The sequence below is a fragment of the Micromonospora sp. ANENR4 genome (genome assembly GCF_015354395.1).
GTDB lineage: Bacteria > Actinomycetota > Actinomycetes > Mycobacteriales > Micromonosporaceae > Micromonospora > Micromonospora aurantiaca.
The window spans coordinates 116,399-137,686 of record NZ_JADKYQ010000006.1; the positions used below are offsets into that span (position 1 = coordinate 116,399).

The following is a 21,288-nucleotide window of genomic DNA, read 5'->3' on the forward strand; positions in this document are numbered from 1 at the left end:
ACACAGTCGCGATAGTGTCTTGTTCAGTCGCGATGTATCGCGTTATGCTCCTCGCAACACCGGGTGTGCCGTGGGTCGGCACGCCGACGAGGGGAGCGTGTCATGGCCAACTGGACGGTCGAGAGCCCGCAGCGGATCACCGTGGACGAGCCGATCACCCGGCTCGACGCCGAACTGATCAGCGGCCGGCTCAACGTGGTCGGCGCCGACGGTCCGGTCCGGGTGGACGTGACCCGGGTCAGCAGCCGGCCGCTCCTCGTCGAGGTCCGCGACGGGCGGCTGACGATCCGGCACAAGCGCAAGCCCGGCCTGTTCGGCATCTTCTCCTGGTTCGGCAACCGGATCCGGGCCGAGGTGTCGGTAGCGGTTCCGCCGGACGTGCTCGCCACCCTGTCGGTGGTCAGCGGCGCGCTCGTCGCCTCCGGGCTGCGCCGGGAGACCCGGGTCGACGTGACCTCCGGGCAGGTCACGCTGCGCGGGCTGCGGGGACGCACCAGCGCGAAGGTCATCTCCGGGCCGGTCGAGGCGCTCGGCATCGGCGGCGACCTGGACCTGGAGACGGTCTCCGGTGAGCTGATCCTCGCCGACAGCGCGCCCGACCGGGTCCGCGCCCACGCCGTCTCTGGCTCGATCACCTGCGACCTGGACAACCCGCGCGGCAGCGAGATCCGGCTCAGCGCCATCTCCGGCAGCATCACCGTCCGGGTCCGCGAGGACAGCGACCTCACAGTGCACCTGCACACCACGTCCGGCAAGATCACCAGCGGCTTTCCCCAGGTGGACAGCGGTGGACGCGGGCTCGGCTCGATCAAGGACAGCCACGGTGTGCTCGGCGGCGGTGCGGGTAGGCTCTGGGCCTCCGCGACCTCCGGCAGCATCGCGCTGCTCGCCCGCCCGGTCGCGCCCGCCGACCATGTGGAGGACGTGCCGTGACCGCGGTGTTCAGCCACGGCCGGCTCCGGCTCTACCTGCTGAAGCTGCTCGACGACGGCCCGAAGCACGGCTACGAGCTGATCCGCCTGCTGGAGGAGCGCTTCCTCGGCCTGTACGCACCGAGCGCCGGCACCATCTACCCGCGCCTGCAACGGCTGGAGGCGGAGGGGCTGGTCACGCACACCGCCGCGGGCGGGCGCAAGGTCTACGAGATCACCGAGGCGGGCCGCGCCGAACTGCGCCAGCGCGCCGACGAGCTGTCGACGCTGGAGAACGACATCGGCGCCGCCGTCGAGGATCTCTCCGCGCTGGCCGGGGAGATCCGCACCGAGGTACGCGGATCGGTGCGCGACCTGAAGCGGGAACTGCGCGAGGTGGCCCGGCAGACCCGGCAGGGCGGCTGGGCGGCGTCCGCCACCGCCCGTCCGGCGACCGGCGAGGGCGCGGCCCGTCCGGACGACTCGCCGCTGCTCGCCGACTTCGACAGGCGGCTGGCCGCGTTCACAGTCGAGGTCGGTGCGCTCGTCCGGGCCCGGCGGCTGAGCGACAACCAGCTCCGTACCGCGATCCGGCTGCTCGACGGCGCGCTGGAAGGGCTCCGGCGGCTGCTCCGCTGATCTCACAGGTTGTTTCCAGGGAGCGCCCAGCGTGGCCGCAGCCGCAGCGCGGATGATGGGTGACATGGCGGCTACCCAGACCGAGGCACGGCTTCTCGTCGTCGAGGACGATCCCAACATCCTCGAACTGCTCTCCGCGAGCCTGCGTTTCGCGGGCTTCGACGTGGCCACCGCGACCAGCGGCAGCGCCGCCCTGAACGCCGCCAAGGACCACCGGCCCGATCTGGTGGTGCTCGACGTGATGCTGCCCGACCTGGACGGCTTCGAGGTCATCCGGATGCTGCGCGAGGGCGGTACGCGTACCCCGGTGGTCTTCCTGACCGCGCGGGACGCCACCGACGACAAGATCCGTGGGCTCACCCTGGGCGGCGACGACTACGTCACCAAGCCGTTCAGCCTGGAGGAGCTGACCGCCCGGATCCGGGCCGTGCTGCGGCGTACCGCGACCGGCGACCAGACCCCCTCCCGCCTCACCTTCGCCGACCTGGAACTGGACGAGGAGACCCACGAGGTGCACCGGGCCGGCCAGCGCGTGCAGCTGTCGCCGACCGAGTTCAAGCTGCTGCGCTACCTGATGCTCAACGCCAACCGGGTGCTCAGCAAGGCGCAGATCCTCGACCACGTCTGGAACTACGACTTCCGCGGTGACGACAACATCGTCGAGTCCTACATCTCCTACCTGCGGCGCAAGGTCGACAACACCCAGCCCCGGCTGATCCACACGCTCCGGGGAGTTGGTTACGTGCTACGCAAGCCGGCGGCGTGAACGTCGTCGACGACGCGAAGGGCAGGCTGCGCAGCGTCCCGCTCCGGCTGAAGCTCGTCGCCGCCGTCCTCGCACTCGTGGCCGTGGCGCTCGTCGTGATCAGCGGCCTGACGGCGTTCCTGCTGCGGAACTATCTGATCGGGCAGGCGGACGACCAGCTCCGTGGCGGCGCGTACACGGTGGCCAACACGCTCGACAAGGCCGGCGGCGGCCCGATCAAGATCACCATTCCGTCGGACTACGTGGCGTCCGTCATGGCGCCCGGCGAGTTGCCGGAGGAGCCGACGCGCTACGAGGGCCTGCGCGAGGAGGAACTGCCCCGGTTCCCCGTCGACTACGCGGGCTACCAGGATCGGGTGGGCAAGCCGTTCACCGTGCGCTCCGAGGACGGCCGCAGCCGGTGGCGGATGCTCTACACCGCCCTGCCCGACGGGCGGATCATCGCGCTCGGGCAGCACCTCACCGGCGTCGACTCCGCAGTCGGGCGGCTGGTGTGGATAGACCTCCTGGTCGGGGGTGCGGTGCTGATCTCGCTGGCGTCGGTCGGCGCCGGGATCGTCCGTACCAGCCTGAAGCCGCTGGTGGAGATAGAGCGTACGGCGGCCGCCATCGCCGGCGGCGACCTGACCCGGCGGGTGCCCGACCCCGAGGAGGGGCGGTCGTGCCCGACCTCCGAGCTGGGCCGCCTGTCCCGGGCGCTCAACGCCATGCTCGCGCAGATCGAGGCCGCGTTCACCGCGCGGGCCGCCTCCGAGGCGGCGGCGCGCAGCGCCGAGATGGGCGCGCGGGACGCCGCCGCGTACGCGCAGGCGTCGGAGGCACGGGCCCGCCGGTCCGAGGAGCGGATGCGGCAGTTCATCGCCGACGCCTCGCACGAGCTGCGCACGCCGCTGACCACCATCAGGGGCTTCGCCGAGCTGTACCGCCAGGGTGCGGCGCGGGCGCCGGAGCAGACCGCCGACCTGCTGCGCCGCATCGAGGACGAGGCGTCCCGGATGGGTCTGCTGGTGGAGGATCTGCTGCTGCTGGCGCGGATGGACCGGGAACGGCCGATCGCGCTGGCCCCGGTCGAGCTGCCGGTGCTGGCGTCCGACGCGGTGGAGGCGGCCCGGGTGATCGCCCCGGACCGGCGGATCGAGCTGGAGCGGGAACCGGGCGCCGGGCCGCTGGTGGTTCTCGGCGACGACGCGCGCCTGCGCCAGGTGATCGGCAACCTGATGACGAACGCGCTCACCCACACGCCGCCGGACGCCTCGGTGACGCTGCGGCTACGGGCCGAGGCGGGCAACCTCGCCGTGGTGGAGGTGGCGGACACCGGTCCCGGCCTCACCCCGGAGCAGGCCGAACGGGTCTTCGAGCGGTTCTACCGGGTGGACGCCGCCCGTACCCGCCGGGCCGGCGGGCCGATCAGCACCGGCCTCGGCCTGGCCATCGTGGCCGCGCTCGTCGCCGCGCACCACGGCAGCGTCGAGGTGGCGGAGACGCCGGGCGGCGGGGCGACGTTCCGGGTGAAGCTGCCGCTGCTGCCCGAGGAGCCCGAGTCCGGGGAGTGACATTCAGAAAACTTCCAGGCGGATTCCAGGCTGGTGACAGTGCTACGGGGAAAGCTGGTGACATGACCGACCACGAGACCGATCCGCAGCGGTCGCCGGCCCCCGCCGACGCCGAGCCGTCGCACCACACCGCCGAGCTGCCCCGCGTCGAGAGCGGGACGTCGGACTCCTCCAGCACCCCGGCCCCCGCGTCGGTTCCGGCCGACTCCCCGGCCGCCGGAACCGGCACACCCGCCGGGCACACGAACCCGGCCGGCAGCGCCGGAGACGCCGCGCCCGCCGGGCCGTACCCGCCGCAGCCGGCGACACCGTCCGCGCCGCCGTACCCGGCCTCGGGGCAGCCGCACCCCTGGTACGGGCAGCAGCAGGGCGGCTGGAACCAGCAGACCGCCGGCGGCTACCCGTCCACCCAGCACGGCGGGCCGGTGCCGACGTACCAGGCGCAGCCGTACCAGACGCAGCAGGGCTACCAGTCGTACCAGCCCGGGCAGCAGATGCCGCAGTGGGGCCCGCAGCAGCCGGCCCGCCCCAGCCGGGCCGGGAAGTTCGTCGGCGCGGGCGCGCTGGCGCTGGCCCTGATGTTCGGCTCCGGCGTGGCCGGTGGCGCGCTGGCCCTCGCGCTCGACGGGGACGGCCCCACCCGCACCTACTCCGCCGCCCCGGTGATCAACAGCGCCGACCTACCCAAGATCGCGGCGTCCGTCCAGGACAGCATCGTCACGATCATGACGAACAGCGGTGAGGGCTCCGGGGTGATCCTCAGCGCCGACGGGTTCGTGCTCACGAACAACCACGTCGTCGCGGGCGCCGGTGGCGACACCGTGCGGGTGGTCTTCGCCGACGGCAAGAGCGCCTCCGCGAAGATCGTCGGCACCGACCCGAAGACCGACCTCGCGGTGGTCCAGGCCAGTGGCGTGAGCAACCTGAAGGCGGCCAAGTTCGGCGACAGCGACGCCATGCAGGTCGGTGACCAGGTGCTCGCCCTGGGCAGCCCGCTCGGCCTGCAGGGCTCGGTGACCGCCGGCATCCTCAGCGCCCGCGACCGCACCATCCAAGCGGGCGAGGGTGGCCAGCAGAACCCGCAGCAGGGCGCGAGCTCGATCTCCGGTCTGCTCCAGACCGACGCCCCGATCAACCCGGGCAACTCCGGCGGCGCGCTCGTCAACACCCGCGGCGAGGTGATCGGCATCAACACCGCCATCGCCACCGCCGGGCAGGGCAGCACCGGAAACATCGGCGTGGGCTTCGCCATCCCGAGCAACAAGGCCAAGAACGTGGCCGAGAAGCTCCAGCGTGGCGAGAAGATCAGCCACCCCTCGCTCGGGGTGAGCGTGAACGGCGCCGAGGACGGCGGGGCGCTCGTCGCCGCCGTCACGCCCGGCAGCCCCGCCGAGAAGGCCGGGCTCCAGCGCGGCGACGTGATCACCAAGTTCGGCGACAAGGTGATCAACGACTCGAACGACCTGGTCGGCGCCGTGCAGGCCGGCAAGGTCGGCGACCGGGTCGAGGTGCAGTACAAGCGAAACGGATCCAGCGAGCGCGCAACCGTGACGCTCGCCGAGACGTCATAGTCCCGAGGACCTGCCTCCCTCCCGGGCGGCGGGTGACGGAGCCAAGGGGGTTGGCTCCGTCACCCGCCGCCCCTCCTCGTTTCTCACCCGGTGCGGGTGAGCGCGCCTCACCCGTACCGGCGGCAGGCTCGGGGCATGACGACCACGTCCGCCGTGCGTACCGACCAGCAGATCCAGCGCGACGTCCTCGCCGAACTGGACTGGGACGCGCAGACCCGGGCCACCGAGATCGGCGTGACGGTCTCGCGGGGCGTCGTGACGCTCACCGGCCAGGTGGACAGCTACGCCCGGCGGTGGGCCGCCGAGCGCTGCGCCCACCGGGTACGCGGGGTCCGGGCGGTCGCCAGCGACCTGGCGGTCGACCTGCCCGCCACGGATTCGCGTACCGACGCCGACATCGCGATCGCGGCGAGCCGGGCGCTGGAGTGGGACAGCTTCGTGCCCGCCGAGCGGCTGGACGTGACCGTCGCCGACGGCTGGATCATGCTGCGCGGCGAGGTCGAGTTCGGCTTCCAGCGCCGTACCGCCGAGCGGGAGCTGCGCCGGCTGCGCGGCGTACGCGGGCTGACGAACCTGGTCGAGGTGCGGCCCCCGACGCCGCCGAGTGACGAGCAGAGGCGACTCGACCTGCGCGCCCTGCTGCTGCGGCGTACCGGGACCGAGCGGATCGACGCCCGGGTCGACGGCGACACGGTGGTGCTCGACGGCGTGGTGAGCGCCTGGTGGCAGCGCGAGGACGCGGAACGGGCCGCCTGGGCGCTGCCCGGCGTACGGGAGGTGCACGTCGGGATCGTGGTGTCCGGCTGACCGCCCGTCGTTTACCGCGGGCCGGGCCGGGAACCCGCGCGCAGCGGGGTACGCCGGGGACCGACGGGGAGGACTCGTGGCCGTGAACCAGCAGTCCCCGGAGCGCGCCCAGGCCGGGCCGTTGCGGATTGCCATGGTGGTGCCGCCGTGGCTGTCGGTGCCGCCGCCCGGCTACGGCGGACTGGAGACCGTGGTGGCGGGTCTCGTCGACGCGCTTGTCGACAGGGGGCACCGCGTCACGCTGTTCGGCGCCGGCACCGAGCACGGCACCGCCGCCGACTTCGTCTCCACCTGCGACGACCTCCAGTACGAGCGGATGGGCGAGTCGCTGCCCGAACTGGCGCACCTGGCCCACGTGGACCGCCTGGTCGACCCGGCCGGCTTCGACCTGATCCACGACCACACCACGATCGGCCCGATGGTGGCCGGCCGCCGCCGCGTGCCCACAGTGGCCACCGTGCACGGCAACCCGGTCGGCGAGTACGGCACCGTGCTCGGCAACACCGACCGGGGGGTGGGCCTGGTCGCGATCTCGCACGCCCAGCGCCGCGCGAACCCGGGGCTGCCCTGGGCGGGCACCGTGCACAACGCGATGCCGCTGCGGGACATCCCGCGCAAGCGCAGCCCGGGCGCGGGCCCGGTGCTCTGGCTGGCCCGGTTCAGCCCGGACAAGGGCCCGGACGTGGCGATCGCGGCCTGCCGGGCCGCCGGGTTGCCGCTCACGCTCGCGGGCAAGAGCAACGAGCCGGCCGAGCGCCGCTACCTGGAGCAGGTGGTCCGGCCGCTGCTCGGCGACGACGTGACGCTCGTGGTGAACGCGGACCGTGCCACCGCGCTGCGGCTGCTGCTGGACGCCCGCTGCCTGATCATGCCGATCCAGTGGGCGGAGCCGTTCGGCATGGTGATGGTGGAGGCGATGGCGACGGGTACGCCGGTGGTGGCGCTGGGCCGGGGCGCGGTGCCGGAGCTGGTCCGCGACGGGATCACCGGCTTCGTCTGCGAGCACCCCGGCGAGCTGCCGGCGGCGCTGCGGGCGGCGGCGGACCTGGATCCGGCGGACTGCGTCGCGCACGTGGCGGAGAACTTCTCGGTGGAGCGGATGGCCGCCGACTACGAGACGGTCTACCGGGGGTTCCTGGCCGCGCGGGCGCCCGCCCGGGCAGCCCGGACGGTCGCGCCCGCCGTGGCCGGCTGACCGGTCAGGTCCGCCCGGCCACGAGTTCCGCCGCCGCGGCGTCGAGTCGCCGCGCGTACCCGGGGCTGATGCTGCCCTCCCGGCGACGCTCGTCGATCTTGCCGCGGAGCCGGTCCACGGCGGCGGTCACCTCGCCCTCGCCGTTCGCGGCGACCGCGTTGCGCAGCAGGTTGCGCAGGTCCACCCCGACGTCCTCGCGGATCTGGCCCTCGGTCAGCCCGGCCTCGATCAGCCCGTCCACCCGTTCGGCGGCGTCGGCCTGACCGGCGGCCGGCGGGCGGGCGCCCTCGCTCGGCGGCACTGACGTCGGCGCGGCCGGCGGCGTGGTGGCCGGTTCCTCGGCCACCGGCGGGTCGGCGGGCGACGGCTGCACCGGCCCGGCGGTCGGCAGCACCCGCGGGCCGGTGGTCCGGTCCGGCGTCAGCGCGGGCGCCAGCAGCGCCGCGGCGGCGACCACAGTGACGCCGACGGCGGCCAGCGTGAGGGTGCGGCGCCGGCTCGGCGCCGGCTGCGCGGCGGGGGCCGGGCCCGGGGCGGGCGGCCCGGCCGGTTCCGGGCCGGCCGGCGGCCGCGAGGTCAGCGCGGGCAGCGTCATGGTCGGCGCCAGCATGGTGGCGGCCTGTGGGTCGGCGGGCAGCAACTGGTCGCGCAGCACGGCGGCGACCCGGTGCGCGGTGGGCCGCCGGCGCGGGTCGCGGGCCAGGCAGCACAGGCAGATGTCAGCGACCGGACCGGGCAGTCCCGGTACGTCGTCCAGTGTGGGCTCCGGACAGTCCGCGAGGGCCGCGCTCAGTTGCTCCCAGGTCTCCGCCGGGTACGGCGGGTGCCCGGTCAGCGTCTCGAACAGCAGCACGCCCAGCGAGTAGACGTCGGTGGCCGGCTGGGCGGGCGCGCCGTCGAGCCGTTCCGGCGCCACGTACGCCGGGGTGCCGAACGTGCCGCCGTCCTCGTCGTCGTCCGGCGCGCCGATCCGGGTGGCGATGCCGAAGTCGAGCACCTTCGCGCCGGTGCCGGTCATCATCACGTTGGCCGGGGTCACGTCGCGGTGCACGATGCCGAGCCGGTGTGCCGCGGCCAGCGCCTCGGCCACCTGCGCGCCCGTCTCCACCGCCTCCGGCCAGGGCAGCGGCCCCTCGGTGAGCCGGTGTTCCAGCTCCTCGCCGCTGAGCAGCTCCATCACGACGAAAGAGGTGATCGTGCCGTCCGGGGCCACCGTCTCGCCGTAGTCGTGCACGGCGGTGACGTGCGGGTGGTCGAGCTGGGCGGCGGAGCGGGCCTCCTCGCGCACCATGTCGCGGAACCGGGCGTCGGCGGCGAGGGAGGGAGCGAGCACCTTGACCGCCACGATCCGGTCGAGCACCTCGTCGCGGGCACGCCAGATCACCGACATGCCACCGGCACCGATCCGGTCGATGAGCCGGTACCGCCGGGCCAGCAGACGGCCGGCCTGGAGTGTCGCCATCAGCTCGCACCTGCCTGGGCTCGGGAGCGCTATCAGGTTGCGGGAATGTGTCTGACCTGTCAACAGTCGTCCGGTTGACGATCGCGCTGCGTCACAACTCGGACGGTGCCGCGTGACGGTCCGGTCACGGGCGGGGCGGCCGGGCGGCCGGGTGTGGGCCGCGTGCCAGGATGAACGGCATGGCAGCAGGTCCGGTGGCGTTCGTGCTCGGCGGCGGGGGAGTGCTCGGCGCGGTCGAGGTGGGCATGCTGCGCGCCCTGTTCCGCGCCCGGATCAGACCCGACATGGTGCTGGGTACGTCGATCGGCGCGGTCAACGGCGCCCTGGTCGCCGCCGACCCGACCGAGGCGGTCACCGACCGGCTGGTCCGGCTCTGGGCCTCGCCCGAGGCCAGCGAGGTGTACGGCGACTCGGTCGCCCGGCAGCTGCGCCGGTTCGCGGCCCGTACCCACCTGCACTCTCCCCGCCCGCTGTACCGCCTGCTGGAGAGCGCGCTGGGCGAGGGCACCACGTTCGCCGACCTGGCCGTGCCGTTCCGCTGCTGCGCCGCGAACATCGAGCGCGCAGCCGAGCACTGGTTCCACACCGGACCGCTGGTGCCGGCGGTGCTCGCCTCCGCCTCGGTGCCCGGGCTGCTGCCTCCCACCCAGATCGACGGCCAGCACTACATCGACGGCGGGGTGGTCAACTCGATCCCGGTCGGCGAGGCGGTGCTGCTCGGCGCGAAGCAGATCTTCGTACTCCAGGTGGGCCGGATCGAACGCGAGCTGACCCCGCCGCGCCGCCCCTGGGAGATCGCCCAGGTGGCGTTCGAGATCGCCCGCCGGCACCGGTTCGCGCGGGAGATGGCGGCGCTGCCCGAGGACGTCGAGGTGCACGTGCTGCCCACCGGCGGGCTGGAGCCGCGCGACGACAGCCCGTGGGCGTACCGGGACACGGCGGCGGTGGGACGGCGGATCAGTCGCGCGTACACTGCCTCCCGCCGATACCTGGACACCGCGCTGGAGCGCTGAATGCCGCTGCCACCCCGCTGGCTACGCCGGTTGGTGCTCGCCCCTGGTGTGGTGCTGCTCGCCTTCCTCGTGGTGACCACGCTTCCCGGCTGGGCGCTGCTGGCGCTCGCCGCGTCGCCGCTGGTGCCGGGACGGCTCCGGCCGCTGCGGCTGCTCTGGATCGGCACCGTCTACCTGGTCTGGGACGCCGCCGCGCTGCTCGCCCTGTTCCTGCTCTGGCTCGCCTCCGGCTTCGGCGTGTACAAGCGCGCGCCGGCTTTCCAGCGGGCCCACTACGTGCTGGCCGGCTGGTTCCTGCGGATCATGTTCTGGCAGGCGCGGTGGACGCTGCGGCTGAGCATCGACGTGGTCGGCACCGATCCGGACACCGCGCTGCCCGGCCGCCCCGAGCTGGTGGTCTGCCGGCACGCCGGGCCCGGCGACTCGTTCATCCTGATCCACGCGCTGGTGAACTGGTTCAACCGGGAACCCCGGATCGTGCTGAAGGAGACCCTCCAGTGGGATCCGGCGATCGACGTGCTGCTCAACCGGCTGCCCAACCGGTTCATCGCGGCCGGGCCGGACGGGCGTGAGTCGGTGGCCCGGCAGGTCGGGCACCTGGCCACCGGCCTGGACGACGACGACGCCTTCGTGATCTTCCCGGAGGGCGGCAACTTCACCCCGGCGCGGCGGCTGCGTGCGATCGACCGGCTTCGGTCGCTCGGCCTGGAACGGATGGCGCGCCGCGCCGAGCGGATGCGGCACGTGCTCGCCCCGCAGCCGGGCGGGCTGCTCGCCGCGCTCGACGCCGCGCCGGACGCCGGCGTGATCTTCGTGGCGCACACCGGGCTGGACCAGATGCTCACCGTCGGGGACGTGTGGCGCGAGCTGCCGATGGACAAGCGGATCGTGATGCGGTTCTGGTCGGTGCCGCCGGAGGAGATCCCGGCCGGCAAGCAGGAACGCGTCGACTGGCTGTTCGACTGGTGGGCCCGCATCGACAGGTGGATCGCGGACAACCGCGACGGCACCGTCGACGCCTGAGCCGATTCCCCGCGCCTGCTCGGCGCGGTGGCAGCGGGCCGCGTAGGGTGCGCTCGTGGAGCAGATCTGCGTGGTGACGACTGTGGTGGACGCCCGCGGGGTCGCGGACGTGCTGGCGGCCGCGGCCGTGGCCGGCCGGCTGGCGGCCTGCGCCCAGGTCGGCGGCCCGGTGGACAGCACCTACTGGTGGCAGTCGGCGATCCAGACCACCGCCGAGTGGCAGGTGCGGTTCAAGACCCTGCCGGACCGGGTGGACGCCCTGGTCGACCAGCTCCGCGCCAACCACCCGTACGAGGTGCCGGAGATCCTGGTCAGCCGGGAGGACAGCGGCAACCCCGGCTACACCGCCTGGGTGCGCGAGCAGACCCGCCCCTAGGTACTCCTACTCTGTCCGTCCGCTCCGCCGCCCGCGAAGCTGGCCGGGTGGAGAACACCGGCTACCCCTGCCCCGGTTGCGGCGCCCCGGCCGACCTCGTCGCCGGATGCCGCGGCTGCGGCCGTCCGCCCTACCCGCCTGCCGCCGAGGTGGTCCGGCTGGACCGGGAGATCACCGAGCTGGTGCCGCGCGTCGAGGCGGCCCGGCTCGCGTACCAGGATCTGTCCGGCCGGCTGGTCACGGCCCGGCAGCGACGGGCGGCGCTGGCCGCCCGGGTCCGTCAGGAGATCCCCGCGCCGCGCGCCGCCGGTCCCGCGCCGCTCCCGGCGGCGCCGCCGCGTCAGATCCCGCAGGCCCCCGCCGCGGTACGCCCCGGCGGCGCGGAGACCTCCACCCGCGCGGTCCAGGGCCTGCTGTTCGTCCTCGGCGGGCTGCTGCTCGGCACCGCCGCCGTGGTGTTCACCGCCGTCGCCTGGAGCACGTTCGGGGTGGCCGGCCGGGCGCTGATCCTGCTCGCCGTCACCGCGCTGGCCCTGGTCGCGCCGCTCGTCGCCCGGGCCCGCGGGCTGCGCGGCACCGCCGAGACGCTCGCCTCGGTGGCGCTGCTCCTGGTGGTCCTGGACGGATCCGCCGCCTGGTCGGTAAACCTGTTCGGGGTGACCGGCCTGCCCGGCAGCCGGTACGCGGCGCTGGTGGCGGCGGGCAGCGCCGCGGTGGCCGCCGGTTACGCGCTGGTCAGTCGCCTCACCGCACCCTGGTTCGCGGCGTGGCTGCTCGCGCAGCCGGTGCTGCCGCTGGCCGCTGCCGCGTTCCGGCCCACCGCCGCCGGCTGGGCGCTGGTGCTGACCGCCGTGGCGCTCGGTGACCTCGCGGTCGTGGTCGTGCTGCGCCGCCGTACCTCCGGCAGCCGCACGGCGCTCGCGGCCGGGCGGGTGCTGGGCTGGACCGGGCACGGCCTGGCGCTGGTCCTGGCGGCCGGCTGCGCGCTGGTGCCGCTGGCGGTCGGCCACGCGGCGGGCACGCCGCTGCTGGCCGGCGGCCCGCTGCTGGTGGTGGCGCTGGCGCTGGTCGCCGGCGCGCTCGCCGCGGGTGGCCGCCTCTGGCGTGCGACGACCACCGGGCTGCTGGTGCCGGTGCTCGCTCTCGCGCTGATCCGGCCGGTCGCCGAGTGGCGGCCCGGGCTGCTGCTGATCGCCGCCGGCCTCGTGGTGGCGGCGCTCGCCGGAGCGGTCCGGGCGTTGCCGGCGCCGGTCCGGACCGGTCCGCTCGTGGGCGCGCTCGCCGTGGCCGCCGCGCTGGGCCAGGTGGCGGTCGTGCTCACCGGCCTGGTCGGCGCGGCCACCGCGAGCGTCGGCCTCCCGGCCTGGCAGGGCGGCCGGGACGTGCCGGTCCCGTCCTGGGGCTGGCAGCTTCCGGTAGCCCTGCTGCTGACCGCCGGGGCGGTCGCGCTGCTGACGCCCCGGGCCGTCCGGCCGCTCGCCGGTGTGGCCGCCGCCGGGCTGGTCGCCCTCGCCGCGCCGGCCGTGACGGCGACGCCGTGGCCGCTGGTGCTGGTCGTGGATCTGGCGACCGCCGCCGCGCTGCTGCTGGCGGCGGTGGCCCGGCCGCGTGGGGGACGGGTCGTCGTCCCGGTCACCGCGTCGGCCGGGGCGGTACTGCTCGGGCACGCGCTGCTCGTCGGCTGCGCCGCCCCGGGCGGGGCCGTCGCCGTGCTCGCCGTGACCGCGGTGCTCGGCGTGGCGCTCGCCGCGCTGGGCCGGCGCGGGCGGGACGCGCAGCCGGTCGTGGGCGGCCTCGCGCTCGCGGTGGCGCTGCTCGCCGTACCGGCGGCTGTGGCGGTCGCGCTGCTCGGCCTGGGCGCGCCGCTCTGGTGGCAGCTGCGGGGTGCCCTCGCCGCAGTCGTGGTGCCGGTCGTCGTCGTCCTCGCCGTCCGTCGCCTGTGGACCGACCTGAGCGGGTACGCCTCGACGGGGCTCGCCGTGGCGCTCACCGGGACCGGCCTCGTGCCGCTCGTCGCGCCGGGCGGGGAACCGGTGGCGCCGTACGCCACGGCGGGGGTGCTGCTGGCGCTCGCCGCCGGGGCCGGCTCCCGGCCGGCGGTCGCGCTGCGCGCGGTCGGCGGCGCGCTGGCCGTCGTGGCGTTGCTGGCGGTGTCCCCGGTGGTGCTGACAGTGCTCGTGGACCTGCCGGTGCAACCCTGGTCCGGGGTGCCCGCCGCCGCGGCGGCGTCCGCCGGGACCGCCCGCGCCGGGCTGGTGCTGCTGTTCCTGGGCGTCGCCGCCGGGGCGTACGCCGCGACGGATCGCCGCGTCGCCTGGTGGCTCGCCGCGCTGCCGTTCGGCGCTGTCGCGCTGCCGGTGCTGGCGGAGGCGGCCGGTGCGCCCTGGCCGGTGGTGCCGGCGGTCGCGTTCGGCATCGGGCTGGGCGCGCTGCTGGTCGCCGCGCTCACCCCTGCCCGCCCGGCGGTGCTCGTGCCGCTCGGGGCGGTGCTCGCCGTACCCGGGTTCGGTGGCCTGCTCGCCACCCGGGCGCTGACGCTCGCCGCACTCGGGGCGCTGGTGGTGGCCGGTGCCGTGACCGGGGCGGCCGGGCGGCCGGCGGTGGTCCGGATCGCGGGGTGGCTGGGCGCGGTCGCGACTGCCACCGGGTTCGCGGTCACCGCGTCGCTGGCGGCGGGGCTGCCGCTGCGTACCGCGGCGTTCGCCGCCCTGGCCGTCGCGGCGGTGACGCTGCACGCGGTGCCGCTGCTGCGCGTGCGCCGATCCGGGCGGCCGGGTGTGTGGGCGATGGAGGCGGCGGCGCAGGCAGTGGCGCTGCTCGCGCTGCTGCTCGCCGGCGGTTCGTTGCGGCACGCGGCGGCGGTCTGCGTGCTGTGGGGGGTGGCCGTCGCGGTCCGGGTGCCGCGCCGGGGCGAGTCGCCGGCCGGACGTCGCGTGCTGGCGGCGGTGGCCGCCGGCAGCGAGCTGGTCGGGGCGTGGCTGCTGCTCGCCGCGGGCGGGGTGGTCGTGCTGGAGGCGTACACGCTGCCGGCGGCGGCGCTCGCCCTGGGCGCCGGGCTGCTGGCGCTGCGGCGCCGGCCCGGGCTGACCAGTTGGCCGGCGCTCGGCCCGGGGCTCGGTGCGGCTTTCCTGCCGAGCCTCGTGTCGGTTCTGGTCTCCGGTGAGCCGCAGCCGTGGCGGCGGCTGGCACTCGGCGCGGCGGCGCTCGTCGTCGTGCTCGGCGGGGCGACCCGGCGCTGGCAGGCGCCTGTGGTGCTGGGCGCGGCCACGCTGGTGCCGCTGGCGCTGCACGAGCTGGCCCGGGGCTGGGACCTGCTGCCCCGCTGGATCTTCCTGGGAGTGGGCGGGCTGCTGCTGATCGGGCTGGCCGCCACCTACGAGCGGCGCCGGCGCGACCTGGTCCGGCTGCGCGACGCGGTCGCCCGGCTCGGCTGACCGGCACGGATGCGGCCCGGACGGGGAACGATCCCGGCCCGGGCCGCATCCGTGCGTCTCACCTGATCGGCGAGCCGCCGTCCACCGGGATGGTGTGGCCGTGGATGAATGACGCGTCGTCGCTGGCGAGGAAGCAGACCGCGCGGGCGATCTCGTGCGGCTCGCCGTACCGGCCGGCGGGCGCCTGCATGGTCAGGTCGTAGAACGGGAAGTCGCTGGTGATCTCCGCACCCTCGAAGGCGGCGGTCTTGATCACGCCGGGGCCGATGCCCACAGCGCGGATGCCCTGGTGGCCGTAGTCGTAGGCGATCTGCTTGGTGAGCCCGATGACGCCGTGCTTGGCGGTGGTGTACTCCGCGCCGACCTCGCTGGCGACCACGCCGGACGCCGACGACACGTTGATCACGACACCCTTGCCGCGCTCCAGCATGTGGGGCAGCGTCGCCTTCGTCACCAGGAAGACGCCCTTCAGGTCGACCTCCATGACCAGGTCCCACTGCTTGTTCTCGATCTCCAGCAGCGGCACGTACGCGCCGAACACACCGGCGTTGTTCACCAGCACGTCGATGCGCCCGTACGCGTCGAGGGCGGCGCTCACCATGGCGCGTACCGAGTCCTCGTCGGTGACGTCGGCCGCCACCGCCACCGCGTCGCCGCCGGCTTCCTTGACGCGGGTGACTGTCGCCTCGGCACGTTCCAGGGAGAGGTCGGAGACGACCACCTTCGCGCCCTCGGCGGCCAGCTCGACGCACATGGACATGCCGAGTCCGGAGCCGACCTGGTCCGGGCTGAAACCGCCGCCCGTCACCAGCACCACCTTGTCCGTCAATCCACGCACCGCGCTGTCTCCCGTCTCTCGATGACCGTGCAGCCGGCCTATCGGCCGTTCGGCTGAGTGTCACTCATCTTTACGTACAGATTAGCTGGTCAGAGGGGGTGCGCCCACCGGCGAGAGGGCCCACTGCGGTGTGACGAAGATCGTTTGCACTGCGTCGGCCCGGAGGGGTAGGGACAGCACCACCCCCGAGCCGGGGGCCTGCGGGATTACCCACGGCGACGGTCATCGGCAAAATCGGTGACGGAGAGTCGCGTACGGAGCGTGGCTCGCGGCATCGGGGGCGACATGACTACTTCCACGTCGACGGAACCCGCGGCTCGGCGGGGCAGCGACTACGCGCGGCTGTCCCGCCGGATCGCCGAGGCGGGGCTGTTCGAGCGGCGGCCCGGCCGGTACGCGCTGCGGATCGCGCTCACGCTCGGTGCGTTCCTGGCCGGCTGGGTCGTGGTGGCGCTCGTCGGCGACTCGTGGTGGCAGGTGCCGCTGGCGGTGGTGATGGCGGTGGCCACCACGCAGGTGGCGTTCCTCGGCCACGACGCCGGGCACCGGCAGATGTTCCGCCGGCGTGGGCCGAGCGAGGCGGCCGGACTGGTCGCCGGCAACCTCGCGGTCGGGCTCAGCTACGGCTGGTGGGTCGACAAGCACAACCGGCACCACGCCAACCCGAACCACACCGACGAGGACCCGGACGTCGGCGCGGGCGCGCTGGTCTGGACGTACGAGCAGGCGATGGCCACGCATGGCCTGAGCCGGTGGATGGCCCGCCGCCAGGCGTGGCTGTTCTTCCCGCTGCTCCTGCTGGAAGGGCTGGCGTTGCACGTGGCGAGCGTGCAGGCGCTCGTCGGCCGGGAACCGGACGGGCGGTGGCGGGTGCCGATGCGGCACCGGGCCGTGGAGGCGCTGCTGCTCGCCGTGCACGCCGCCGGCTACCTCGGGCTGCTGTTCGCGGTCATGTCACCGGCGAAGGCGCTGCTGTTCGTCGCCGTGCACCAGGGGCTGTGGGGCCTCTACATGGGCTGCTCGTTCGCCCCGAACCACAAGGGCATGCCGATGCCCACCGCCGACGACGAGCTGGACTACCTGCGCAAGCAGGTGCTGACGTCGCGCAACGTCCGTGGCGGCCGGTTCGTCGACCTCGCGCTGGGCGGGCTCAACTACCAGATCGAGCACCACCTGTTCCCGAACATGCCGCGCGCCAACCTGCGCCGGGCCCGGCCGCTGGTGATGGCGTACTGCGCCGAGCAGGGCGTCCCGTACGCGGAGACCGGGCTGTTCGAGTCGTACCGGCAGGCCCTGGCGCACCTGCACGACGTGGGCCGGCCGCTGCGCGCGGCCTGAGCGCGGCGGGCCGGGCGGGGGCGAGTGGGGGCGCCTCCGCCCGGCGTCAGGTCAGGACCCGGACCCCGAGAAGGCCGCGGCGATTGCCGCAGGTGCCTCCTCCACCGCGCCGGGGGCGGGCGGGCTCAGCTTCACCGGCGTGCCGAACTCGGAGTAGGCGACGGACATCTCGCCGAGCGACGCATCGATGGGAGTCATGTCCATCTTGAACGTGCTGAGGCGCCCCTGCTCGTCGACGGTCGCGGTGAACGGCAGCGCCTTCGCCTTGTCGCCCGCCGCCGTGAGCGCCTTCCCGGTGGCGCCGCTGCGCGTGTAGTCGAGCGTCCCGGCGTACGAGCGGTCACCCGAGCCGCGGACGTCGACCACCGCGGCGAGCAGCTTCTTGACGCCGCCCGGGTCGTCCACCGGCATCACGCCGTCGCCGGTGTCCATGCGCAGCCACTTCCGGGAACCGCCGAGCTGCTCGCCCAGCGCACCGTCGAACTTGACCCAGGTGTCGTTGCCGATGACCAGCATCCGCACCTCACCGAACGCGGCCATCGTCAGGGTGGTCTGCATGGTGCGGGCCCGCGGATCGGTGACGCCGTGCGCGGTGAGCATGGCCGAGTCCAGCTTGACCCGCAGCGTCTGCTCGTTGAGCTTCCCGATGGCGGCGGTCAGTTCGTCACGCGGCGTCGTCGCCGGGCTCGCGGAGCCCGCAGCCGCGGCCCGTTCGGCTGGCGCGTCCGCTCCGGTCCGGTCGCCGCATCCGGTCAGACCGAGGCCGAGCACCGCGACGAGCGCGACCCCCGTGGTCGCCAGCCGTCGTTTCGTCATCAGTGATGTTCCTCCGCGAAGAGGGCCCCGCACCGGGGCCGGACGATCAATGTAACGGCACCCGCCGGGTGGCGTGCGCCCCTTTTCCGCGGTGCGCGGCGAGGCCTCCGGCGGGGGTGGCCGGTAGGGTCGTCGCATGGTGGAGGGCGCGTCGCGGTGGTGGCGCGCGGCGCGGCGGGGTGAACGGCCCCGGCCGCGTCACGGGACGACATCGTGCGGAGCTGCGGCATGAGATTCGAGATCAGCAAGGTGCTCGACGCCATCGAGGGTCGGGTCTGCACCGACCCGTCGCTGGCCCGGGCCGTGGTCGACCTGGCCGAGGTCATCCGCTGGCAGAACCTGGACGGCGGACGCCCGGCCAGCCTGCTGCGGCTCGGCATGGTGATCGACGCGCTGTCCCGGCAGATCGGCGAGGACAGCGTCCCGGTCTACGCGATCGTGCACCGGGCGCTGCTGTCCGACGCCGACCTGACGTCCAACGAGCGGATGGTGGTGCGCCGGTGGGCCGACGACGGCCTGGTGGAGGTGCTCGACCAGCCCGGTGACCGGATGCTGGAGGTGGCCGACCTGCTCGGCCTGCCGGTGCTCACCCGGGCGCGGCTGGACGGGCTCGTCGGGCGGTACCCGTGGGTCGCGCAGGCGGGCCGGGTGCTCGCCCCGGTGCCGGGCGCCGGCGGGCCGGTCTTCATCGCGCACGTCGGCGGCGGCCAGGACCCGGCCACCGGGAGCCGCTCACCCGCCGGCGTCAAGGTGCTCTCCCGGAAGTGGCGCTGTCCCGAGCCGGGCTGCGCGCTGTTCGGCGGCGGTGGGGGCGGCGGAGCCTTCGCCGACCTGGCCGCCGTGGACCGGGTGCCGGCCGAGCAGCCGCCGCCCACGCTGCGTACCGGCGCGCCGACCTGCCCCCGGCACGGCGCGCGGCTCTCCGACGCCGGCCCGCGCCCGCGTACCGCGGTGCTCGCGGCGCGCATCGGCGGCCTGGTCCGCAAGCGGTTCGTGCTCACCGAGACCGAGCCGGTGGCGATCGGCCGGGCGCCGGACGGCCCGGGCGGGGTGACGCTCGGCCAGTGGCTCAACGACGAGGCCCGCCGCTGGATCAGCCGCAGCCACATCCGCCTGGAGCTGCGGGTGGGCGAGGTGGTGGTCACCGACACCAGCACCAACGGCTCCGGCGTACGCCCCGGCGGCTCGATGGCCGAGCACGAGCGGATCGCGCTGGCGCCGCAGCAGTCCCGGGTGCTCGCCGAGGGCGACCTGATCGAGCTGTACCCGGGCGTGCAGGTCGGCCGCGCCGACGACATGACCAGCGACGCGAAGTACACCCCGAACTCGGTGATGGCCGAGGCACCGACGATGGCGATGCGGCTGCCGCGTCAGTGACGGGCACGTGCGAAGGTGCCGGGACCGTCGTGGTCCCGGCGCCTTCCTCGCGTACGGAGTGAGCCTTCTCGCGTACGGCCTCAGCCGGCGAGCACGGCGGCGAGCTGCGCCACCGCGTGGTCGATCTCCTCTTCGGTGATCACCAGCGGCGGGGCGAGCCGGATGGTCGAGCCGTGCGTGTCCTTGGCGAGCACACCCCGCTCCATCAGCCGCTCGCACGCCTGCCGGCCGGTCATCAGCGCCGGGTCGATGTCCAGCCCGGCCCACAGCCCGCGACCGCGTACCGCCACCAGGCCCTTGCCGATCAGGCCGCGCAGGCCGGCGTGCAGCCGCTCACCCAGCTCGGCCGAGCGGCGCTGGAACTCGCCGGTCGCCAGCAGCCGGACCACCTCGGTCGCGACCGCGCAGGCCAGCGGGTTGCCGCCGAACGTCGAGCCGTGCTGGCCCGGCTGGAGCACACCCAGCACGTCGCGGTTCGCGGCCACCGCCGACACCGGCACGATGCCGCCGCCGAGCGCCTTGCCCAGCAGGTACATGTCCGGCTCGACGCCCTCGTGCTCGCAGGCGAACGTCGCGCCGGTACGCCCCAGACCCGACTGGATCTCGTCGGCGACGAACAGCACGTTGCGTTCGGTGCAGACCCGGCGCACACCCGGCAGGTAGCCCTCCGGCGGCACCACGACGCCCTGCTCACCCTGGATCGGCTCCAGCAGCACGGCCACCGTGTTCTCGTCGATCGCCGCGGTCAGCGCGTCCAGGTCGCCGTAGGGGACCACTGTGAAACCCGGGGTGTACGGCCCGAAGTCGGCGCGTGCGTCCTCGTCGGTGGAGAAGCTGACGATCGTGGTCGTACGGCCGTGGAAGTTGCCCTCCGCCACCACGATGTTGGCCCGGCCCGGCGTGACGCCCTTGACCTGGTAGCCCCACTTGCGGGCCACCTTGATGCCGGTCTCCACCGCCTCGGCGCCGGTGTTCATCGGCAGCACCAGGTCCTTGCCGCAGAGCGCGGCCAGCTCGCGGCAGAAGTCGGCGAACTGGTCGTGGATGAACGCACGGCTGGTCAGCGTGAGCCGGTCGAGCTGCGTGTGCGCTGCCTCGATCAGCTTCGGGTGCCGGTGGCCGAAGTTCAGTGCCGAGTATCCCGCCAGGCAGTCCAGGTAGCGGCGGCCGTCCACGTCGGTCAGCCAGGCGCCCTCGGCCGACGAGATCACCACGGGCAGCGGGTGGTAGTTGTGCGCCGTGTGACGCTCCGCGTCCCGGACCGCGGACGGAGTCCGCAGCATGTCGTCGATGATCACTTGCTCGCCTTTCCCTGACGGAGTCGCAACGTGCAGCACTTCGGTCCGCCGCCGGCCTTGCGCAGCTCGGACAGGTCGATCCCGATGGTCTCGTAACCCCGGTCGCGCAGCTTCGCGGCCAGGTCGGTGGCCTGCGCGGGCAGCACCACGTGCCGGCCGTCGCTCACCGCGTTCAGGCCCAGCACCTCGGCGTCGGCCAGGGTGGCGTGGATCGCGTCCGGGAACAGCCGGCGCAGCACCGCCCGGCTGCCGGGGGAGAACGCCTCCGGCAGGTACGCCACGGTGCGCTCGTCGAGCACCGTCAGCGCGGTGTCCAGGTGGTAGAAGCGGGGATCCACCAGCTGCATGGTGATCACCGGGTAGCCGAAGACCTCCTGGAGCTGCGCGTGCGAGGCGTGCGCGGTGCGGAACCCGGTGCCGGCGAGCAGGTGGTAACCGGCCAGCAGGACGTCGCCCTCGCCCTCGTTGACGTGCTTCGGGTCGTACATCTCGAAGCCGGCGCCCTCGAACCAGGCGCGGTACGCGGGCGCCTCGTCGGCGCGCTGCGGGTCGCGGAACTGCACCGCCAGGGCCTTACCGTCGATCACGGTGCCGCCGTTCGCGGCGAAGACCATGTCCGGCAGGCCGGCGACCGGCTCGATCAGGTCGACCTCGTGGCCCAGGTCCAGGTACGTGCGCCGGAGCTGCTCCCACTGCCGGATCGCCAGGTCGGTGTCGACCGGGGCGGTGGGGTCCATCCACGGGTTGATCGCGTAGTCGACGGCGAAGTACGTCGGCCGGCACATCAGAAAGCGCTGGCGGATGGCGTCCATCGTCATGTCGTGCTCCCAGGGTCGGGCGCGCCCGGCCACCGTCGGCCCACGGGCTGGCG

At 74.4% G+C, this 21,288-nt stretch carries 18 protein-coding genes; 13 read left to right on the top strand and 5 right to left on the bottom strand.

Annotation, left to right across the window (positions count from 1 at the left end; translation table 11 throughout):
• The first annotated feature begins 102 nt into the window (after nt 1-102).
• From IRY44_RS12250 to IRY44_RS12280, 7 genes are all read left to right on the top strand, one after another.
• On the top strand, nt 103-933 hold the full coding sequence (locus tag IRY44_RS12250; RefSeq protein WP_194800523.1) for a DUF4097 family beta strand repeat-containing protein: 831 nt from the start codon (nt 103-105) through the stop codon (nt 931-933).
• Complete coding sequence (locus IRY44_RS12255) at nt 930-1,550, top strand: PadR family transcriptional regulator (RefSeq protein ID WP_194800524.1); 621 nt, start codon at nt 930-932, stop codon at nt 1,548-1,550. The genes IRY44_RS12250 and IRY44_RS12255 overlap by 4 nt, the downstream gene beginning before the upstream one ends.
• Nucleotides 1,551-1,614: 64 nt before the next feature.
• Nucleotides 1,615-2,316: a response regulator transcription factor gene (locus tag IRY44_RS12260; RefSeq protein ID WP_043328553.1), complete on the top strand. Its 702-nt coding sequence runs from the start codon at nt 1,615-1,617 to the stop codon at nt 2,314-2,316.
• A complete protein-coding gene (locus IRY44_RS12265) occupies nt 2,313-3,869 on the top strand; it encodes a cell wall metabolism sensor histidine kinase WalK (protein WP_194800525.1) in 1,557 nt (518 codons plus the stop codon). Before IRY44_RS12260 ends, IRY44_RS12265 begins: the two co-directional genes overlap by 4 nt.
• A 62-nt stretch (nt 3,870-3,931) precedes the next feature.
• Nucleotides 3,932-5,440, top strand: coding sequence for a S1C family serine protease (locus IRY44_RS12270; protein WP_194800526.1), 1,509 nt, complete (start codon nt 3,932-3,934; stop codon nt 5,438-5,440).
• A gap of 135 nt (nt 5,441-5,575) precedes the next feature.
• On the top strand, nt 5,576-6,247 hold the full coding sequence (locus IRY44_RS12275) for a BON domain-containing protein (RefSeq protein WP_194800527.1): 672 nt from the start codon (nt 5,576-5,578) through the stop codon (nt 6,245-6,247).
• An 82-nt stretch (nt 6,248-6,329) separates the two neighbouring features.
• Nucleotides 6,330-7,442, top strand: coding sequence for a glycosyltransferase family 4 protein (locus IRY44_RS12280; protein WP_370584930.1), 1,113 nt, complete (start codon nt 6,330-6,332; stop codon nt 7,440-7,442).
• Nucleotides 7,443-7,446: 4 nt separating this feature from the next.
• Here IRY44_RS12280 and IRY44_RS12285 read toward each other — a convergent pair whose 3' ends face one another.
• Complete coding sequence (locus IRY44_RS12285; RefSeq protein WP_194800529.1) at nt 7,447-8,904, bottom strand: serine/threonine-protein kinase; 1,458 nt, start codon at nt 8,902-8,904, stop codon at nt 7,447-7,449.
• A gap of 179 nt (nt 8,905-9,083) precedes the next feature.
• Between IRY44_RS12285 and IRY44_RS12290 the strand changes: the two genes are divergently transcribed.
• Genes IRY44_RS12290 through IRY44_RS12305 form a run of 4 tightly spaced genes read left to right on the top strand, consistent with a single transcriptional unit; the run spans nt 9,084 to nt 14,750 of the window.
• A complete protein-coding gene (locus IRY44_RS12290) occupies nt 9,084-9,917 on the top strand; it encodes a patatin-like phospholipase family protein (RefSeq protein ID WP_194800530.1) in 834 nt (277 codons plus the stop codon).
• Nucleotides 9,918-10,940 carry a 1-acyl-sn-glycerol-3-phosphate acyltransferase gene (locus IRY44_RS12295; protein WP_194800531.1) on the top strand — a complete coding sequence of 341 codons (1,023 nt, stop codon included), beginning with the start codon at nt 9,918-9,920 and terminating at the stop codon, nt 10,938-10,940. It abuts the gene before it with no gap.
• Nucleotides 10,941-10,995: 55 nt separating this feature from the next.
• Nucleotides 10,996-11,316 (top strand): divalent-cation tolerance protein CutA, encoded by a 321-nt coding sequence (gene cutA / locus IRY44_RS12300; protein WP_194800532.1) that lies wholly within the window; start codon nt 10,996-10,998, stop codon nt 11,314-11,316.
• A 47-nt stretch (nt 11,317-11,363) separates the two neighbouring features.
• Nucleotides 11,364-14,750, top strand: coding sequence for an SCO7613 C-terminal domain-containing membrane protein (locus IRY44_RS12305; RefSeq protein ID WP_194800533.1), 3,387 nt, complete (start codon nt 11,364-11,366; stop codon nt 14,748-14,750).
• Between the two features lie 58 nt (nt 14,751-14,808).
• Here IRY44_RS12305 and IRY44_RS12310 read toward each other — a convergent pair whose 3' ends face one another.
• On the bottom strand, nt 14,809-15,588 hold the full coding sequence (locus IRY44_RS12310) for an SDR family NAD(P)-dependent oxidoreductase (RefSeq protein ID WP_194800534.1): 780 nt from the start codon (nt 15,586-15,588) through the stop codon (nt 14,809-14,811).
• A 285-nt stretch (nt 15,589-15,873) separates the two neighbouring features.
• On the opposite strand from IRY44_RS12310, the gene IRY44_RS12315 reads away from it, so the two are divergent.
• Nucleotides 15,874-16,926 carry an acyl-CoA desaturase gene (locus IRY44_RS12315; protein WP_194800535.1) on the top strand — a complete coding sequence of 351 codons (1,053 nt, stop codon included), beginning with the start codon at nt 15,874-15,876 and terminating at the stop codon, nt 16,924-16,926.
• A 51-nt stretch (nt 16,927-16,977) separates the two neighbouring features.
• On the opposite strand, the gene IRY44_RS12320 is transcribed toward IRY44_RS12315, so the two are convergent.
• Nucleotides 16,978-17,742: a hypothetical protein gene (locus tag IRY44_RS12320; RefSeq protein WP_194800536.1), complete on the bottom strand. Its 765-nt coding sequence runs from the start codon at nt 17,740-17,742 to the stop codon at nt 16,978-16,980.
• Between the two features lie 228 nt (nt 17,743-17,970).
• On the opposite strand from IRY44_RS12320, the gene IRY44_RS12325 reads away from it, so the two are divergent.
• Nucleotides 17,971-19,119, top strand: a complete 1,149-nt coding sequence (locus IRY44_RS12325) for an FHA domain-containing protein (RefSeq protein WP_135241854.1) — start codon at nt 17,971-17,973, stop codon at nt 19,117-19,119.
• Nucleotides 19,120-19,199: 80 nt separating this feature from the next.
• On the opposite strand, the gene rocD is transcribed toward IRY44_RS12325, so the two are convergent.
• Both rocD and ddaH read right to left on the bottom strand, forming a co-directional pair.
• Entirely contained in the window at nt 19,200-20,414 is a 1,215-nt protein-coding gene (gene rocD, locus IRY44_RS12330; protein ID WP_194800722.1) for an ornithine--oxo-acid transaminase, read from the bottom strand.
• Nucleotides 20,414-21,229: a dimethylargininase gene (ddaH, locus tag IRY44_RS12335; protein ID WP_194800723.1), complete on the bottom strand. Its 816-nt coding sequence runs from the start codon at nt 21,227-21,229 to the stop codon at nt 20,414-20,416. Before ddaH ends, rocD begins: the two co-directional genes overlap by 1 nt.
• Nucleotides 21,230-21,288: the final 59 nt, after the last annotated feature.

Bases quoted from the DNA above. Each gene is read 5' to 3' on its own strand.
- IRY44_RS12260 (WP_043328553.1), top strand. From the start codon at position 1,615: ATGGCGGCTACCCAGACCGAGGCACGGCTTCTCGTCGTCGAGGACGAT.
- IRY44_RS12315 (WP_194800535.1), top strand. From the start codon at position 15,874: ATGACTACTTCCACGTCGACGGAACCCGCGGCTCGGCGGGGCAGCGAC.
- IRY44_RS12325 (WP_135241854.1), top strand. From the start codon at position 17,971: ATGAGATTCGAGATCAGCAAGGTGCTCGACGCCATCGAGGGTCGGGTC.
- IRY44_RS12290 (WP_194800530.1), top strand. From the start codon at position 9,084: ATGGCAGCAGGTCCGGTGGCGTTCGTGCTCGGCGGCGGGGGAGTGCTC.
- IRY44_RS12295 (WP_194800531.1), top strand. From the start codon at position 9,918: ATGCCGCTGCCACCCCGCTGGCTACGCCGGTTGGTGCTCGCCCCTGGT.
- ddaH (WP_194800723.1), bottom strand. From the start codon at position 21,229: ATGGACGCCATCCGCCAGCGCTTTCTGATGTGCCGGCCGACGTACTTC.
- IRY44_RS12250 (WP_194800523.1), top strand. From the start codon at position 103: ATGGCCAACTGGACGGTCGAGAGCCCGCAGCGGATCACCGTGGACGAG.
- IRY44_RS12275 (WP_194800527.1), top strand. From the start codon at position 5,576: ATGACGACCACGTCCGCCGTGCGTACCGACCAGCAGATCCAGCGCGAC.
- IRY44_RS12285 (WP_194800529.1), bottom strand. From the start codon at position 8,904: ATGGCGACACTCCAGGCCGGCCGTCTGCTGGCCCGGCGGTACCGGCTC.
- IRY44_RS12270 (WP_194800526.1), top strand. From the start codon at position 3,932: ATGACCGACCACGAGACCGATCCGCAGCGGTCGCCGGCCCCCGCCGAC.
- IRY44_RS12320 (WP_194800536.1), bottom strand. From the start codon at position 17,742: ATGACGAAACGACGGCTGGCGACCACGGGGGTCGCGCTCGTCGCGGTG.